We start from the raw sequence: 15,240 nt of genomic DNA, 5'->3' as shown, positions 1-15,240 counted from the left end.
ACGGGAATGGCTGCGTCCGTTGGAGATCGTTCAGAGAAAGCGGAAGGCGAGCCCGGCAACCAGTGTCGGGAGCAGGGCGGCGAGCAGGAGCCCGCCCGGATTCACCGCCTCGTCATCGAAGCTGCCTTTCAGGATCGAAGTACCGGCCGGGTTGGGCGCGTTGGCGATGATGGTCAGGCCGCCACCCGTCACCGCACCGGCGACCAGTGCGTATTTGAAGTCGTCCGACAAACCTTCGACCAGCGAGCCCAGGTAGGTCAGCGCGGCATTGTCCGTCAGCGCGGTCAGGGCCGTGGCGCCGATAAAGACCGCATCGCTGCTCATGCTCATCAGGAGCGGCTGCAGCCACCACTGCTGCAGGCCGCCAAGGACCACCAGGCCGGCCAGGAAGAAGGCCACCAGCAAGCCTTCCTTGAGGATCAGGCGGTCCTGGTGGCGTGCGTAGGCGTGGGAAATGCCGAGAAAGAACAGGAACAGGCCGAGGAAGAGCGGCGGATGATGGGCAAAGACGACGACGCCGCACAGGAAGGCGATATGTACCAGCGTCAGAAAGGGAGGTACCGCCTCGTCTGCGCTGGAGGCTTTTGCGGTCGCGATGGCAGCCAGTTCGCGGCGGAAGGCCAGGGTGACGCCAAGGGCGTTGATGCTTACCGCAATGGCGGCCTTCCAGCCGAACTCGGCCAGCATGAAGTTGATGTCCCAGCCCCATTTGCCTGCCACCATCAGCACCGGCGGGGCGGCAAACGGGGTCAGGGTGCCGCCGATGGAAATATTCACGAAGAGCACGCCGAGGGTGGCGTACTTGAGCCGGGTGGACAGGCCGCGGCTGAAAAACTGGTCGCGCAGGATCAGCGCGGCGAGGGTCATCGCCGCCGGCTCGGTGATGAAGGAGCCGAGCAGCGGGACCAGGGCCATCACGGTGAAATAGCTGGCCATCGAGCCGGGCAGCGGCGCGGCGCGGGCGATCAGCCCGACCGCGGCAGTGGCCGTGCGCAGGATCGGCCGCGTGCCGGCGATCACCATGATGGCAAAGACGAACATCGGCTCGGTAAAGTTGCGCGATTCGATGTATTCGGTGGCCGCGCTGGCGCCGATGATGGCGAACATGGCGATCATCAGGACCATCGCCCAGAAACCGAACACCACTTCGACCTCGCCGAGCAGGTGCCACAGGCCGGCGTGGGTCGGGCGTGTATGGGCCAGATGTTCGAAGAAGCGGGTGGCGAAGGTGTGCAGGATCGCGATGGCGAACAGTGCTGCACCGATCAACTCGATGAGGGTCGGAGTCACGGGGGGAGTTCCTTGGCGCGATGGTCGGGGAGAGCGGAAGACTTCTGTGCGCTGAATTTTACACGTCTCACTGCCCGACTCCGGCGGGCTGGCCGGCTATCGCGCTGCCGCCGGAGCCAGTTGTGCGGCGATATGCCCGGCGGCGGCCTCGAATTCGGCGACCGGCAGCGGTCGTGCAAAGTGATAGCCCTGCGCGTAATGGCACCCCATGTGGCGCAGGAGGTCGGCATGGGCGGCGGATTCCACGCCCTCGGCCACCACGTCCAGACCCAGGCTGCGCCCCATGGCAATGATCGCTTCGACGAGCGTCCGCTCGTTGCCGTCGTCGTGCATGTCGAGCACGAAAGACTTGTCCACCTTGAGGGTGTCTACCGGAAAGCGCTTGAGATAGGACAGGGATGAGTAGCCCGTGCCGAAGTCGTCCAGATAGACCCGCATGCCGAGCCCGTGGGCAGCATCGAGCCAGGCCCGGGCCTGATCCACGTCGGCCAGCAGCACGCCCTCGGTAATTTCCAGGGCAATGCTCTGGGGCGGGACGGCGTAGCGGCGCAGCGTTTCGGCGAGGATCTCCGGCGACAGTCCATCGGGGATCTGCCGGCCGGATACGTTGAATGAAATCCGGTAGTCATGCCCGGCGGCCCGCCACGCGGAGATCTGCCGGCACACGGAATCGAAGACCCACAGGCCGATCTCGTCGATGATGCCGGTTTGTTCGGCCAGCGGGATGAACGCGTCCGGCGAGACGAGGCCGCGTTCCGGGTGACGCCAGCGTATCAGTGCTTCGGCACCCACCAGGCGGCGGGCGTGAAGATCGACGACCGGCTGGTAGAAGAGCACGAACTCTTCCTTGTGCAGCGCCTGGCGCAGGTCTTTTTCCAGTTGCCGACGGTGTTCGGCAATCCGGCTCAGGGTAGGGTCGAAGAAGACGTGGGTGTCGCCACCGGCTGCCTTGGCCTTGTCCACGGCCAGTTCGGCATGACGCAGCAGGGTCGGGACGTCCTCCCCGTCATTCGGCGCAAGGGCAATCCCGATACTGGCATGGAGGACGATGGGCGAGCCTTCCACCAGATAAGGCTGGCGCAGCAGATTAACGATGCGTCCGACCACCTTGAGGGCCGTGGCGGAACGACTGACGTTCTGCAGCATGACGACAAAAATGTCGGCGGCCAGGCGGGCAACCGTATCGCTCTCCTTGACGCAGGAAAGCAGACGGCTGGTCACGACACGCAGGACCTCATCGCCAGCGGGCAGGCCGATGCCCTCATTGACCTTGCTGAAGCCGTCCAGATCGACCATCACCAGCGCCAGGCCGCTGCTCTGCCCCTGGGCAAGGCTGGCGACACCATCGCGCAGGCGCTGCTCGATGCCATGGCGGTTGGCGAGCCCGGTCAGCGGATCGGTGATGGCTTGCCGGCGGGCCAGGGCTTCTGCTTCCTTGAGGGTGGATACGTCGTGCACCACGCCCTGCAGCAGGCCATCGCCGATCGGGCTGAGGACCATGTTGAGCCAGCGCCGTTGGCCGCCGGCGTCGTGCAGGCACACGTCGCCGGCGTGGGCGGTGTCGTCGACGAAGGGGCCTTCAATGAGTGGGGTCAAGGGCGTGAGTGTTTCCCACGGCAGATCAAGAAGGCGCAGGCCGCCGGCTGGCGCGTCGCTGGGCGGCAGGTTGAGTTCCCGGTGGAAGGCGGGGTTGGCGGAGATGACGGTCCCGCTTCGGTCGATGATGAAAATGCCGGTTTCGGCGTTATCAAAGATCGCGTGGTATTTACGCTCGTCCACCTCGCGCTGACGGTGCAGGCTGCGCTCTTCTTGCAGCGCCACGACGAGGCGGTCAGCGAGCTGGTTGACGTCGTTGGCCAGGCGGCCGATCTCGGTGTTGGCATGCCCCGGTGGAATGGCCAGGCGTTCGCCGGACACCGGGTCCATGCCATGCAGGCGGTTCGACATCGAGGCAATCGGGCGGGCCACGAACAGCAGCATGGCTCCCGCCACGGAAGCGGCCACGAAGAACAGTTGCCAGCCCACTTGCACGGCGGCCAGCCTGACTTGCGCGGAGATTTCGGCGGCGATGACCTGCGGGTCGGCAACGAGATGGATCTCGCCGATGATCCGGGCAGGCTCGAAGGGGGAGTGGATGGCGCGCTGCAGGGCCAGTGGACTGCCGTCGCTGCCGGCGGCTGGACCCTGGCGCCGGCTGGCGGCCAGTTCCCGACCGCTTTCGATGATGCGGACCTCGAAGACCTCGCTGTTGCCCAGCAGGCCGAGGGCGATCTCGCTGGCCAGCCCTTCGTCCTTGACGAAGCAGGCGGCCTGCAGCGTGCGCTCGACGGTGTGGAGGAGCTGGTCGAAGCGTACGACGGCCCGCTGGCGGGTTTGCTCGCTGGTGGCGTGCACGGTGTAGGCCAGGCTGCCCATTCCGGCAACCAGGACAACCAGGATGCTGGCGATCAGGGAGCGGAGCAGAAGGCCGTGGGGGATCAGCTTCATGGACACTTTTAAGCGTTCAAGGCGCCATTTCGAGGACCACGCGCAAGTCCGGCGTGAGCTGGCTGCGCTCCAGGTAGCCTATTCCGCCGGGAATGGCCTGGATCAGCGGGCCGACATCTTCCGTGTTCTCGGTTTGCATGGGCGGACTGGTCTTGCCGGAAAAGATGAGTCGTGCCCAGTAGGCGTTGATCTCGGAAAGATCCTTGCCCACCAGTCGGCGGTAAAACTCCTTGCGCAGAGGGCTCGACGTCGGCTGGTCGATGGGCATTGCCGCCTGGCCGGAAGGCAGTTTGCGGTAACGTCCGAGGAAAATGTTGACGACTTCCTCGCGGCTGAGGCGGGTAATGCCGAGGCGGGTGTCGACGGCCACGACCAACTCTGCCCTGGCTGCGGTGGCAAAGAGGCTGAGGGCGAGGGCCAGCAGGCATCGCTGCAGACGCATGGCGGGCTTAGAAGACAAAATCGAGGGCGAGGCTGAAGACCGTCATGCGGCCGTCCCACCCGGATGTTGTTTCGCGGAACAGGAAGCGGGAGTCGGGTTGCCCATGAGTCCGGTCCACCTGCGCCTTGAGGGCCAGGTTTTGGGCGAAATCCCAGCGGGTACCGATGAAGATCGTCCGCTGGTCGGAATGGGAATAGGACAGCGCGTAGCGGATCACCGCGGCCTGTGCTGCCGGCATTTCGGCCGGCAGCGAAAGCGGCGAGCTACGGGTTTGCGAGTAGCCCGTGTAGGGCGTGAAGTTGCCCAGGCGGTAGGCGCCGATCAGGTAGCCCGCCCAGGAGTCTTCGTACTGGTCGGTTTCGTTGTGGATACGGTTCACCATGCCCTGGATCTGCAGTGCTCCCTGCTCGTAGACCACCCCGAGTGAGTCGTAGTGGCTCCAGGTTCCTTGTGCGGCCAGTTGCGGGGCGAGGCCGAGGACGTCGATTCCGGCGAACTCGTTGATGGGCATTTCGTGGCTGAAGCGAATCGCGGTATGCCCCAGACGTACCTGCCAGGGGCCCGACAGATAATCCACGTGGCCGCCAAACATCCGCGATCCTTGCAGGTTCCAGCTCAGGCCAGGTGCCACCGGGGCCCGTTCGGCGGCATGCCCGGCAAACAGCTTGCCGCGCAGCAGTCCACTGCCGAGCTGTGTGGTGGCGGCCAGGTCTAACCCGTCGAAATAGCTGAATACCAGCGGGCCGTAGAACTCGACCGGTGGTCGGACCGTCAGGTTGGCGTAACCGACCAGTCGCGAGTCGGAGAGCATGAAGAATTCGGTGCCGATTCGTCCGGCGCGCAGGCTCCATTCGGGCGAGAAGTCGTGGCGCAGGAAGGCCCAGGTGATTTCCGGGCCAAAGCCGTTGTCGTAGCGATAGCGGCTGACTGCCTGCAGCACGGCCTCCGTGCGCTCGCCGAAGCGATAGTTGGCCTGTACGCCGAGTACTGAATCGATTTTGCCGGACCAGTGGGTCGTGAGGCCCCGGGGCTGGGAGAGGTCGCGGACAAAGCCGGCGTCGCTGTCGTCGGAGCGTGCCAGACCGAGGGTCCCGAAGCCCTTGATGCCGAGGCGGGGCGGATCCTTGTCTTCGGCAGCCACTCCGATGGGCAGGGCGAGCGCCAGGGCGAAGAGGAGTGGATGAACAGGCTGAAGCATGAGGCAGGCCAGGGGCATAGCGTGCAAAACACAGGTGAATATAGTTTATCAGCCTGTTTGTAAGGGTTTCCCGCAGGCATCACGGTCCCGCAGAAAAACATATCCCGTCTCCGGAGCAATGCGAACTACGTCACGCCGCGCCACTGACGCCCCTCGGTGAGCGCACTCACCACATGCCATCAAGGGCCAGCACGACCCGCGGTAATTGTTTTGTCGGTACGTCTGGCGAGCGGTGGATGATGCCGCGGCCGGTATTGCCCTGCCACAGGCTGCCCTTCAGCAACGACACAGCAAACGGAGCGACGGACTCGATGCGCGTCTCCGGTCCGAAGAGTCCCGAGACCTCGTCGGGCTGCCCGCCGGCGTCGGCACCCAGCTTGCGCCGATCCGCTCCGCTGTCTGAAATCCATTCGGTACCGGGCCCCCGGTAGGTGCACAGCAGGCGGATGCCGACCCGATCCACGTGAAGGCGCGGGCACATGGCCTTGCCGATGACTTCCAGGCGCATGCCGATGCGTGGGCAGTCGAGGAGTTCGCCAAGAAGCTCGGTCAGCTGGCGGATGTCGTCAGCGAGGGCCGAGCGACCGGGGCCATCGGGCAGACCGGACAGGTCGGGCAGGGCTCCGGGTGACAGGCTGATGCGTAGCCCGCTGCCAAGACGCTGCCGGGAGGCATCGAGGTACGTGGCGATGGCCGGATCAATGGGGCGCTCCCAGACGGCCAGCTGTGTATCCGCCGCGAATATGTCGATCAGCTCGGCCGGTGTTTGGCTGATCAGGGTATGGGGAGGCGGGGCGAGGATGTCGCTACGTGCATTCATCGGGATGAGTGCCTGGATTGGCAGCTTAGTGGAGAAGGGCAATTCCGGTCGGGACCAATGCGATACCTGCGGCCATGAAACCGCTGTGCCAGGCAAAATCACCTGTTCAGGCCGGCCAGCACGAGTGCGAACAAAACCTTTGGCGACAAGCCGGCATCGGATGCTTCCGGCAGCAGATCGAGGAAGGCGGTAGCCAGCAGGACGCCGGTCGAGAAGCTGACCATCCGCGTCAGCCAGCGCCGGGGCAGCCCGAAGGTAAGCAGTGCGGCGACCAGCATGCTGAGCAGGCCGCCTGCCAGACTGGCGATGATGATGCCAGTCAGCGGGCTCGTGGCCGGAAGGTGCTCAAGTCGGGTTAGCATGGGCGATTGTCTAAATTTCAGGAATGAATGCAATGTTATAACATTGCATTCATTCCCACAAAGCACGCCCAATGAATAGCGCCTACATGCCTGCCGAAGTATCTGTTGATGAAGCCGCCTTCCTGGATCGGGCAGAAGCAGGTTGCCGGACCCGTGGCGCGAGCCTGACGCCGATTCGCCGGATGGTGCTAGCGCTGCTTCACCGTAATCCGAAGGGGCTCAAGGCCTATGACTTGCTGGAGCGGATCAAGGCGGACAAGCCGGGGGCTTCACCGCCAACGGTTTATCGGGCGCTGGATTTCCTGATCGAGCAGGGGCTGGTACACAAGATCGGACGAATGAACCTCTTCGTGGCCTGCAGCCAGTTGTGTCATCAGGCGCAAATACCCGGTTTGTTCCTGGTCTGTCCACGCTGCAATGGGGTGACCGAGCTGCAGGATGAAGAGGTGATTCGTACTCTTGCTGCCAGCCTGGTGGCGGCCGGGCACCAGCTGGAAAGCCAGGAGGTCGAGATTGGTGCGATTTGTCCGCAGTGCCGCAAGCCGGACTCGCAGCCGTAAGCACAGCCGGAGAGCCCAGGCTGGCGCAGTAGAGCCTTCAGGTTGCCGCGCGAATCCATTCGGCAACCGATGCGGGCGTTGGAATCCGGCCCGACGACACCAGTTTTTCGTTGATCACCAGCCCTGGCGTTTTCAGCACGTCGTAGGCAATGATCTGCTGCATGTCGGTGACCTTGGTGATTTCGGCTTCGACGCCGACGGCCGCCACCGCCTCGCGGGCGATCTCTTCAAGCTTTTTGCAATTGGCACAGCCCGGGCCCAGAACCTTGATGTTCAACATTTCAGACTCCTTTGAGTGAAGAACGTCCATGACGACTTGCCAGCGATAGCAGCGTCGCCAGTACAGCAATGAATCCAGCCAGCCAGAGGGCGAGCAGCAGCGGGGAGGTGCCGTCCACCCAGGCGCCGTAGGTGAGTCCGGCCGTTGCGCTGAACAGGGCAACGAGGCCAACGTAGGTCGCCGTTTTTCTGCGGCCGATGATGGCCGAGATGATCAGCATGCTTTGCAGGGAGAGCTCGGGGTCGGACATCAGGTAGGCCAGCAGCGGTCCGCGATGCATGCCCAGGTCGAGGAACATCTTGGCGATCGGAACTTCGACCAGGGTCGGGAAATACATGAACACCCCGAAGGTCACGCCCGCCAGGTTGCCGATGACCGAGTTGGTGCCGGCCAGCATTTCGATCCACTCGGGGCGTATCAGCACGCGGATCATGCCGACGACGAAAACGCCGATCACCAGCAGTGGAAAAATCTGCTTCACGAAGCGCCACGATTCCCACAGCCAGTCGCGCAACTGTTCTTCCGACAAGTGACGGCGCGCGATGGCGGACAGCACTGCCAGGCACACGGCGACCGCGAAAAACTTGCCAGTCAGGCCGACGCGCAGGCTGCCGGGTAGCGCCTGCACGGATAGCGCCGCCACCAGCAGCGTGACGGCGATCAGGCCAAGGCTGGTCCATGTCCAGGCGTTGGGGCCATTCTCGATGTTTTCGAGGCCGCGCCAGGCGCTCAGGCCGATGGCGCCCAGCAGGGTGATCAGCAGCACACCCTGCACCGACACTCCCTCTTCACCCTTCGAGGCGTCATAGGGAACGAGACGATCAAGCATGTCCTGCCAGGTGTGCGCATTGGCCAGTGGCAGGTCGATGTGCACATACGTGCCGGTGAACAGATTGAGCTTCAGCGTGCCGGCCAGCAGCAGCGCGACCCATACGAACAGGAACACAAGGGACATACGTCCCATGCCTTCGCCCTGGGCGGAAAAGGGATTGTCGGTCGCCAGATCGTGGGCTGCGTCGTCGCTGCGAAAGACCAGCGCCATGATGAGCCCGATGCCGATACCGAAGATCAGAGACAGGACGAAGCGCGCAATGGCGAGATCTGCCCCGATGACGCCGCCGGTATAAACCAGCGCAAGAATGTTGGCGGCCGGGGCGAAGAACAGAAAGGTGATCGCCGGCCCGAGCCCCGCGCCCTTCTTGTAGATGCCGGCGAAGAGCGGAACGATCGTGCACGAGCACACGGCCAGCAGGGAGCCGGCTGCGGCCGCTGCCGGATAGGAGACGGTCTTGCTCGAATTGCGGCCGAGGAAACGCGTGATCGTTTCCTTCGGGATCAGGGCCGCCATGGCGCCCGCGATAAAGAAGGCCGGCAACAGGCACAGCAGCACGTGCGCTGCGAGGTAAGCCGCAAGATTTCCCAGCCCACCGTACAAAACGCTCACAACCCCGGAAAGCAGCTCGTTCATGGCAATCTCCCTTACCAGCGAGTCCTCTTTTGCGTCGATCCTTTAGAGGCACATTCGCGAATACAAGTGTCTTTGCTGTGATGACGCTTCCGCCCCGGAAAGGATGCAGTCTTTTGCTGTTTTTTATTTTGCCGGCGGCCGGGGGACAAAACAGCAGACGTGCCCGGCCTCGTCAAGCTGCACCTGGCAAGCCTGCGACATGTGCTCCCGCAAGCGTTCTCGCGCACGCTGCACCCGGGATTTTGCACCCGGCAGTGACAGCCCCTTCATTTCTGCAAACGCGGCCTGCGACATGCCGCCGAGATCGCACAGGCTGAGGGCTTCCCGATCGTCCGCCGACAGCTCGGACAGCACTCGCGGCAGGCACTGGGCAAGCAGATCGACCGCTGCATCGTCAGGTTCTGAAGTGGCAAGATTGTCGGGTAGTGGAAGCGCGACACGGGTCTTCCGGAAGTGATCCATCAGAAGATTGCGTGCCACTTCGAAGAGCCAGGCCCGTGCGTTGTGCACCGTGCAGAAGGCCTGCCCTTGTCGGCATGCCCTGAGAAACAGTTCCTGTACCAGATCGTCCGCCTCGTCCGGGTCGCTCAGTCGATGGCGCAAATAGCGACGTAACTCGGCTTCGTGATTTGACCAGGCAGCAAGCAGACAGGAAGCTGTCATGACAATCTCCGGTTTGCACAGGCAGGGGGCAACGGGGGACACAGCTTGTTTCGCAAGGTCTGGAGCCAGCCTTGAACGCGACCTTTGCCGGCGTTGTGGCAACGGGCATTTCGCTGGTCGGCTACATTTGAATCTTGTTCTCTGACGCGAGCAGGCCAGCCGCGACGGCAGGAGTGTTGCGCTGAAACGCTTCGTGCCTCCTCCTGCAGCAGGAAGGAGGCACGAAGTCAGCTCGTCAAGTCATGTCGGACTGGACGAGCTTTTTTATACCGGCGTTCAGGCGAAGTTGGCCGCCGCGAAGTCCCAGTTGGCCAGGCTGTTCAGGAAGGTTTCCACGAACTTCGGGCGAGCGTTGCGGTAGTCGATGTAGTAGGCGTGTTCCCACACGTCGATGGTCAGCACGGGCTTGCCTTCGCCGCTCTTCAGCGGGTTGCCGGCGGCGCCGGTGTTGACGATGTCGACGGTGCCGTCGGCCTTCTTCACCAGCCAGGTCCAGCCGGAGCCGAAGTTGCCGACTGCGGAGGCCTGGAAGGCCTTCTTGAAGTCGTCGAAGGAACCCCACTTGGCGTTGATGGCATCAGCCAGCGCGCCAGTCGGAGCGCCGCCGCCGTTCGGCTTCAGCGAGCTCCAGAAGAAGGTGTGGTTCCACACCTGGGCGGCGTTGTTGTAGATGCCGCCGGCCGGGGCCTTCAGGAAGGTTTCTTCCACGGACAGGTTTTCGTACTCGGTGCCCGGGATGAGGTTGTTCAGGTTGGTCACGTAGGCTTGATGGTGCTTGCCGTAGTGGTATTCGAAGGTTTCTTCGGAAATGTGGGGAGCCAGGGCGTTTTTGGCGAAGGGCAGTTCGGGCAGGGTGTGAGCCATATTAATTTTCTCCAGGGTGGGGGTGGAAATTGCCCGACTATTCTAGTCGGGATTCGATCCTCTGCACAATCGGACGCGCGGCGCCTTGATCCGGGCGCCGATGCTGCTCGCTATTTTGCACTGCAACTAACGGTTTTGCTTGTCCACCGTCGCATCGACGCTGCCGTCATGGAATTCGACCTGGATGTGCGCGCCAGGCTGAAGGGTGGCGGCATCACGGACGATAAGACCGGCTTCGTCGCGGGTGATGCTGTAGCCCCGCGCCAGCACGCCCCGGGGATCGAGGTGTGCCAGATGCTGCTGGAGGGCGTCGAGCTTGCCGCGCTGGCGTGCCAGCAGGTTGTCGGTGGCTCGCTGAAGGCGTCGAGCCAGGGTTGCCAGGCGGGTCTGGTGGCTGGCGATGTCTGGGCGGCGGGCAGCGAGGCGTAGCCCGAGGGTGGCGACCCGCGCTTGGCGGACGGCGATCAGCTGGCGGCTGCGGGAGGTCAGGCGGTGTTCCAGGTTGGCAAGGCGCAGCCGGGCTGCTTCGATGCGCTGGCGCGGATGGGTCAGGCGTGCCGCGGCCCGGTCGAGGCGCTGGGCGGCGATTTCGATGCGGCGATCCATGGCGCGCTTCAGGCGCGCACTGAGTTGGGCCAGGCTGTCGCGCAGTTCGACGAAACCGGCGCTGGCCAGTTCGGCCGCTGCGGTTGGTGTGGCGGCGCGCAGGTCGGCGGCAAAGTCGGCGATGCTGACATCTGTTTCGTGGCCGACGCCGCAAATTACCGGCAGGGGGCAGGCGCGAATGGCCCGTGCCACCGCTTCGTCGTTGAAAGCCGCCAGATCTTCGAGGCTGCCACCGCCACGCACCAGCAGCAGCACGTCGTTGCCGTCCGTGGCGGCCCGGATGCCGGCATTGCGGATGGCGGCAGCGATCTGTGGTGGTGCGCTGTCACCTTGCACCTGCGTGGGATACAGCGTGATCGGTACGTGAGGCGCCCGGCGGGCCAGTGCGGCCGTTACGTCCTGCCAGGCCGCAGCCTGCTGCGAGGTGACCACGGCAATGCCGCGGGGTAGGCGGGGCAGGGAGCGCTTGATGGCCGGGTCGAACAGGCCCTCGGCTTCCAGCCTGGCCTTCAGGCGCAGGAAGGCCTCATAAAGATTTCCAACACCCGCCTGGCGTACGGCTTCCACGCTCAACTGGTAGTCGCCGCGGGGCTCGAAAAGCGTGACCAGCGCGCGTACTTCGACGCGCATGCCATGTTCGAGCCGGAATGACAGCAACTGGGCGCGGTTGCGCCACATGGTGCAACGCACCTGCGCTTGCTCGTCCTTGAGGGTGAAGTAGAGATGGCCGGAGGCTGCACGGGTCAGCGTCGATACTTCGCCGGCGATCCACATCAGTGGAAACGTGCCTTCGAGCGCATCGCGGGCGGCGCGGTTCAGCCAGGAGACGGAAACGACTTCGCCGGAGTTGACTTTGGCGGTGGACTGGGGGGTGTTCATGAGGGTGGATTCTACCGGAATCCACATCCCCGCCAGATTGATCCGAAAAAATCCTGCCCGTGGGCTTGACTTGGTTAAAAACTTGTAAGTTATTGATTTAAAAGAAAACTGGGTGTAGCTCAATTTTTGACCCGACCACTAAAAACCCTTACGGGGCGCGGGTTTAGCCCCCTCGTTTGGCAACAATCCACAAAGTTATCCACAGATTTTGTGGATGGAATTCTGTCTGCCCTCTGTTGCTCTCCATCGTGGCCCGGGTTAAAGTCACAGGCTTCATACGATTCGCAGGAGTCCTCGCGTGTTCGCCATTATTCAGGCTGCCGGCTGGCCAATCTGGCCTTTGTTGTTCGCTTCCATCGTGGCCGTAGCCCTGATTATCGAGCGCCTCATCACGCTGCGTCGCAACAAGATTCTTCCGGATGGCCTTGTCGACAAGATCGTCGTGGAAATGCGCCAGTCGGGTGTGACGCCCGAAATGCTCAATCGTGTGGCCCTCAGCTCTCCCCTCGGTCGCGTCCTCGCATCCGGCCTGCGCAATGTGCGCAGCCCGCGGGATGTGATGAAAGAGTCGATCGAGGAAACCGGCCGTGCCGTCACCCACGATCTGGAGCGTTTCCTCACCACCCTCGGCACCATCGCTTCCATCAGCCCGCTGATGGGTCTGTTCGGTACGGTGGTCGGCATGATCGAGATCTTCGGCTCCCAGTCGCCCGGCGGTTCCAACCCCCAGCAACTGGCGCACGGCATTTCCATCGCCCTTTACAACACAGGTTTCGGCTTGGTGATTGCCATTCCGAGCATGATCTTCTGGCGCCATTTCCGGTCTACCGTGGATGGGCTGGTCATCGACATGGAACAGCAGGCGATCCGTCTCGTCGAACTGGTCCACGGCGAGCGTCGCTGAGATCCGTCCATGAACTTCAGCCGTGGCCGCTCCCGCGAAGAGCCGGAGATCAACCTGATCCCGATGATTGACGTGTTGCTGGTGATCATCATTTTCCTGATGCTGACCACCACTTACTCCCGTTTCGCCGGTCTGGAAATCAACCTGCCTACTGCAGACGCCCAGGCCAGCAATGACAAGCCGGTGGAAATCAACGTGGCGGTGACCGCCAGCGGTGAAGTGGTGATCAACAAGCGCCCGGTCAGTGGGGCGAGCATTCCGGCTATTGTTGCCGCACTCCAGGCTGTTGCGCCGCCGGACGCCAAGGATCCGGTGGTGATCATCAATGCCGACGCCAAGGCCATGCACCAGCGGGTCATCGACGTGATGCAGGCCGCCCAGCAGGCTGGCCTCATTCATATCTCCTTCGCCACCCAGGCGGCTCAGCGCTAGTCTTCAGTCTCGTCCATGCCACGTAGCGCCCCCGCTTTCTGGCAGCACCGCGGGGTGCCGGCATGGAGCCTCTTCCCGCTTTCCCTGCTTTTCGCCTTCCTCGCCGGCCTGCGTCGCCGGCTGTTTGCCGTTGGTCTGAAACGCGCCGAGCGCCTGCCGGTACCGGTGGTTGTTGTCGGCAACATTGCCGTTGGTGGCAGTGGCAAGACGCCGGTGGCGCTGTGGCTGGCCGATGAACTGAAGCGCCGCGGCCACAAGCCGGGCATCGTCAGCCGCGGTTATGGTGGGTCGGTGGATAGTGTGGCCGAAGTGCCGGCCGGCGGTGATCCGACCCGCTTTGGCGACGAACCGGTATTGATGGCCAGCGCTTCTGGCTGTCCGGTTTTTGTGGGGCGCGATCGCCCGGCCGCTGGCCGCGCCTTGCTGGCGGCGCATCCCGATGTGGATGTGCTGATCGCCGATGATGGCCTGCAGCACTATCGCCTGGCCCGCGACGTGGAAATCGTGGTGGTGGATGAGGCGACCCTCGGCAATCGTCTGCGTCTTCCCGCCGGACCGCTGCGGGAAGGCTCCGGCCGGCTTGCCGAAGCCACGGTTGTTTTCGCCCATGGTGACCTGTCGCCAGGATTGATGCGGGTCCTTGGTTCGACACCCCTGTTCGGTTTTCGTTTGGTGGGTGGCGCTTTCGAGCGGGTCGGTGATCGTCGCGAAACCTGTCCGGCGGAGGCCTTTCGCGGGCGGCGTGTTCATGCGATGGCAGGCATCGGTCGTCCCGAGCGCTTCTTTGGCCAGCTCGAAAGCATGGGTCTCGTGATCGAACGGCGGCCATTTCCCGATCATCATGCGTTTACTGCGGCTGATTTGGCGATTCCGGATGGCGATGTGCTTCTGATGACCGAGAAGGATGCGGTAAAATGCGCGCCTTTCGCCCCGGCCGACAGCTGGGTGTGGCCGGTTCGTGCGCAGCTTGCGCCGGGCGCGGCCGAACTGATTGTGGAGAAGCTTGATGGATCCCCGACTGCTTGAAATCCTCGTTTGCCCGATTACCAAGGGTCCGCTCGACTTCCATAAGGACAAGCAGGAGTTGTGGAGCGTCAGTGCCCGCCTGGCTTACCCGATTCGTGATGGCATCCCGGTGATGCTGGAAGAAGAAGCCCGTCCGCTCACTGAAGAAGAAATCGCCCAGGCGCGCTGAACATGGGTTTCAGGATCGTCATTCCGGCCCGCCATTCGTCGACTCGTCTGCCGGGCAAGCCGCTGCTCGATATTTGTGGCAAGCCGATGGTGCTGCGCGTACTCGATCGGGCCCTTGAGGCCGGTGCCGACGAAGTGTGGGTCGCCACCGACCATCAGGGCATTGCCGATGTGGTGGAGCGTGGCGGCGGCAAGGTGATCCTTACTGCCGCGGAGCATCCGTCGGGCACCGACCGCCTGGCCGAAGTGGCGACGCGACTGGGCTGGGCCGACGATGATGTGGTGGTGAACGTGCAGGGTGACGAGCCACTCATCCCGCCGCAACTGATTGGCGCCGCCGCTGCAGCGCTGACCGATGATGCCGAGGCCGCCATCGCCACGGCCTGCCATCCACTGGAATCTGCCGAAGAGTTCTTCAATCCGAACGTGGTCAAGGTGGTGCTCGACGCCCGCGGCCGCGCGCTGTATTTCTCCCGGGCCCCGATTCCGTGGGCGCGGGATGCCTTTGCGGCCGATCGAACAGTGTTGCCCGCCGGTTTGCCGGCCTATCGGCACATTGGCCTGTACGCCTATCGGGCGGGTTTTCTGACCCGTTATTCCGGTCTCGCACCGTCGCCGCTGGAGCAGTGGGAAGCTCTTGAGCAGTTGCGGGCGATGGCCCACGGCTTTCCGATCCGGGTCATGGTGCTGGACCACGCACCGCCCGCCGGCGTCGATACCGCCGAAGATCTTGAGCGAGTCCGCCGGGCGTTTGACCTAGCGGAAGTTTCGCGTTAGTTTCGCAATCCCAT

At 63.4% G+C, this 15,240-nt stretch carries 17 protein-coding genes; 6 read left to right on the top strand and 11 right to left on the bottom strand.

Features of this window, described 5'->3' with window-relative positions:
• Positions 1-30: 30 nt before the first annotated feature.
• The 6 genes from ETQ85_RS09935 to ETQ85_RS09910 all read right to left on the bottom strand — a co-directional run bounded on the left by ETQ85_RS09935 (position 31) and on the right by ETQ85_RS09910 (position 6,599).
• A complete protein-coding gene (locus ETQ85_RS09935; protein ID WP_148578893.1) occupies positions 31-1,290 on the bottom strand; it encodes a putative Na+/H+ antiporter in 1,260 nt (419 codons plus the stop codon).
• A gap of 96 nt (positions 1,291-1,386) precedes the next feature.
• Positions 1,387-3,777, bottom strand: coding sequence for a putative bifunctional diguanylate cyclase/phosphodiesterase (locus ETQ85_RS09930; RefSeq protein ID WP_148578892.1), 2,391 nt, complete (start codon positions 3,775-3,777; stop codon positions 1,387-1,389).
• A gap of 16 nt (positions 3,778-3,793) precedes the next feature.
• Positions 3,794-4,219, bottom strand: coding sequence for a hypothetical protein (locus ETQ85_RS09925; protein WP_148578891.1), 426 nt, complete (start codon positions 4,217-4,219; stop codon positions 3,794-3,796).
• A gap of 7 nt (positions 4,220-4,226) precedes the next feature.
• The gene (locus tag ETQ85_RS09920; protein WP_148578890.1) at positions 4,227-5,417 is read right to left on the bottom strand and encodes a porin family protein; all 1,191 of its coding nucleotides are present in this window, start codon (positions 5,415-5,417) and stop codon (positions 4,227-4,229) included.
• Positions 5,418-5,583: 166 nt separating this feature from the next.
• Positions 5,584-6,237: a DUF1826 domain-containing protein gene (locus ETQ85_RS09915; RefSeq protein ID WP_148578889.1), complete on the bottom strand. Its 654-nt coding sequence runs from the start codon at positions 6,235-6,237 to the stop codon at positions 5,584-5,586.
• Positions 6,238-6,335: 98 nt separating this feature from the next.
• On the bottom strand, positions 6,336-6,599 hold the full coding sequence (locus ETQ85_RS09910) for a ZIP family metal transporter (RefSeq protein WP_148578888.1): 264 nt from the start codon (positions 6,597-6,599) through the stop codon (positions 6,336-6,338).
• Between the two features lie 71 nt (positions 6,600-6,670).
• On the opposite strand from ETQ85_RS09910, the gene ETQ85_RS09905 reads away from it, so the two are divergent.
• Positions 6,671-7,159, top strand: coding sequence for a Fur family transcriptional regulator (locus ETQ85_RS09905; protein ID WP_246128722.1), 489 nt, complete (start codon positions 6,671-6,673; stop codon positions 7,157-7,159).
• Between the two features lie 37 nt (positions 7,160-7,196).
• On the opposite strand, the gene ETQ85_RS09900 is transcribed toward ETQ85_RS09905, so the two are convergent.
• From ETQ85_RS09900 to xseA, 5 genes are all read right to left on the bottom strand, one after another.
• The gene (locus ETQ85_RS09900) at positions 7,197-7,439 is read right to left on the bottom strand and encodes a thioredoxin family protein (protein WP_148578887.1); all 243 of its coding nucleotides are present in this window, start codon (positions 7,437-7,439) and stop codon (positions 7,197-7,199) included.
• Position 7,440: 1 nt separating this feature from the next.
• A complete protein-coding gene (locus ETQ85_RS09895; protein ID WP_148578886.1) occupies positions 7,441-8,907 on the bottom strand; it encodes a permease in 1,467 nt (488 codons plus the stop codon).
• Positions 8,908-9,030: 123 nt separating this feature from the next.
• Positions 9,031-9,612, bottom strand: a complete 582-nt coding sequence (gene sigZ / locus ETQ85_RS09890; protein WP_342781955.1) for an RNA polymerase sigma factor SigZ — start codon at positions 9,610-9,612, stop codon at positions 9,031-9,033.
• 234 nt (positions 9,613-9,846) lie between these two features.
• Positions 9,847-10,434, bottom strand: a complete 588-nt coding sequence (locus ETQ85_RS09885; RefSeq protein WP_148578885.1) for a superoxide dismutase — start codon at positions 10,432-10,434, stop codon at positions 9,847-9,849.
• Positions 10,435-10,560: 126 nt separating this feature from the next.
• Positions 10,561-11,919: an exodeoxyribonuclease VII large subunit gene (xseA, locus tag ETQ85_RS09880; protein WP_148578884.1), complete on the bottom strand. Its 1,359-nt coding sequence runs from the start codon at positions 11,917-11,919 to the stop codon at positions 10,561-10,563.
• 298 nt (positions 11,920-12,217) lie between these two features.
• Between xseA and ETQ85_RS09875 the strand changes: the two genes are divergently transcribed.
• Genes ETQ85_RS09875 through kdsB form a run of 5 tightly spaced genes read left to right on the top strand, consistent with a single transcriptional unit; the run spans position 12,218 to position 15,226 of the window.
• Positions 12,218-12,823, top strand: coding sequence for a MotA/TolQ/ExbB proton channel family protein (locus ETQ85_RS09875; protein WP_148578883.1), 606 nt, complete (start codon positions 12,218-12,220; stop codon positions 12,821-12,823).
• Between the two features lie 9 nt (positions 12,824-12,832).
• Complete coding sequence (locus ETQ85_RS09870) at positions 12,833-13,255, top strand: ExbD/TolR family protein (protein ID WP_148578882.1); 423 nt, start codon at positions 12,833-12,835, stop codon at positions 13,253-13,255.
• Between the two features lie 15 nt (positions 13,256-13,270).
• Entirely contained in the window at positions 13,271-14,281 is a 1,011-nt protein-coding gene (gene lpxK / locus ETQ85_RS09865) for a tetraacyldisaccharide 4'-kinase (RefSeq protein WP_148578881.1), read from the top strand.
• Positions 14,262-14,450, top strand: a complete 189-nt coding sequence (locus ETQ85_RS09860; protein WP_148578880.1) for a Trm112 family protein — start codon at positions 14,262-14,264, stop codon at positions 14,448-14,450. The genes lpxK and ETQ85_RS09860 overlap by 20 nt, the downstream gene beginning before the upstream one ends.
• A 2-nt stretch (positions 14,451-14,452) precedes the next feature.
• Positions 14,453-15,226, top strand: a complete 774-nt coding sequence (kdsB, locus tag ETQ85_RS09855) for a 3-deoxy-manno-octulosonate cytidylyltransferase (protein WP_148578879.1) — start codon at positions 14,453-14,455, stop codon at positions 15,224-15,226.
• Positions 15,227-15,240 lie beyond the last annotated feature (14 nt).

This window comes from Zoogloea oleivorans (genome assembly GCF_008107625.1).
Lineage (GTDB): Bacteria > Pseudomonadota > Gammaproteobacteria > Burkholderiales > Rhodocyclaceae > Zoogloea > Zoogloea oleivorans.
This window is presented reverse-complemented; position numbering and strand designations above follow the sequence as displayed.

Excerpts from the sequence above, each read along its gene's own strand:
- ETQ85_RS09930 (WP_148578892.1), bottom strand. The coding sequence starts at position 3,777 with ATGAAGCTGATCCCCCACGGCCTTCTGCTCCGCTCCCTGATCGCCAGC.
- kdsB (WP_148578879.1), top strand. The coding sequence starts at position 14,453 with ATGGGTTTCAGGATCGTCATTCCGGCCCGCCATTCGTCGACTCGTCTG.
- ETQ85_RS09900 (WP_148578887.1), bottom strand. The coding sequence starts at position 7,439 with ATGTTGAACATCAAGGTTCTGGGCCCGGGCTGTGCCAATTGCAAAAAG.
- ETQ85_RS09920 (WP_148578890.1), bottom strand. The coding sequence starts at position 5,417 with ATGCTTCAGCCTGTTCATCCACTCCTCTTCGCCCTGGCGCTCGCCCTG.
- ETQ85_RS09925 (WP_148578891.1), bottom strand. The coding sequence starts at position 4,219 with ATGCGTCTGCAGCGATGCCTGCTGGCCCTCGCCCTCAGCCTCTTTGCC.
- lpxK (WP_148578881.1), top strand. The coding sequence starts at position 13,271 with ATGCCACGTAGCGCCCCCGCTTTCTGGCAGCACCGCGGGGTGCCGGCA.
- ETQ85_RS09860 (WP_148578880.1), top strand. The coding sequence starts at position 14,262 with ATGGATCCCCGACTGCTTGAAATCCTCGTTTGCCCGATTACCAAGGGT.
- ETQ85_RS09915 (WP_148578889.1), bottom strand. The coding sequence starts at position 6,237 with ATGAATGCACGTAGCGACATCCTCGCCCCGCCTCCCCATACCCTGATC.
- ETQ85_RS09895 (WP_148578886.1), bottom strand. The coding sequence starts at position 8,907 with ATGAACGAGCTGCTTTCCGGGGTTGTGAGCGTTTTGTACGGTGGGCTG.
- ETQ85_RS09885 (WP_148578885.1), bottom strand. The coding sequence starts at position 10,434 with ATGGCTCACACCCTGCCCGAACTGCCCTTCGCCAAAAACGCCCTGGCT.
- ETQ85_RS09910 (WP_148578888.1), bottom strand. The coding sequence starts at position 6,599 with ATGCTAACCCGACTTGAGCACCTTCCGGCCACGAGCCCGCTGACTGGC.
- ETQ85_RS09905 (WP_246128722.1), top strand. The coding sequence starts at position 6,671 with ATGAATAGCGCCTACATGCCTGCCGAAGTATCTGTTGATGAAGCCGCC.
- xseA (WP_148578884.1), bottom strand. The coding sequence starts at position 11,919 with ATGAACACCCCCCAGTCCACCGCCAAAGTCAACTCCGGCGAAGTCGTT.
- ETQ85_RS09870 (WP_148578882.1), top strand. The coding sequence starts at position 12,833 with ATGAACTTCAGCCGTGGCCGCTCCCGCGAAGAGCCGGAGATCAACCTG.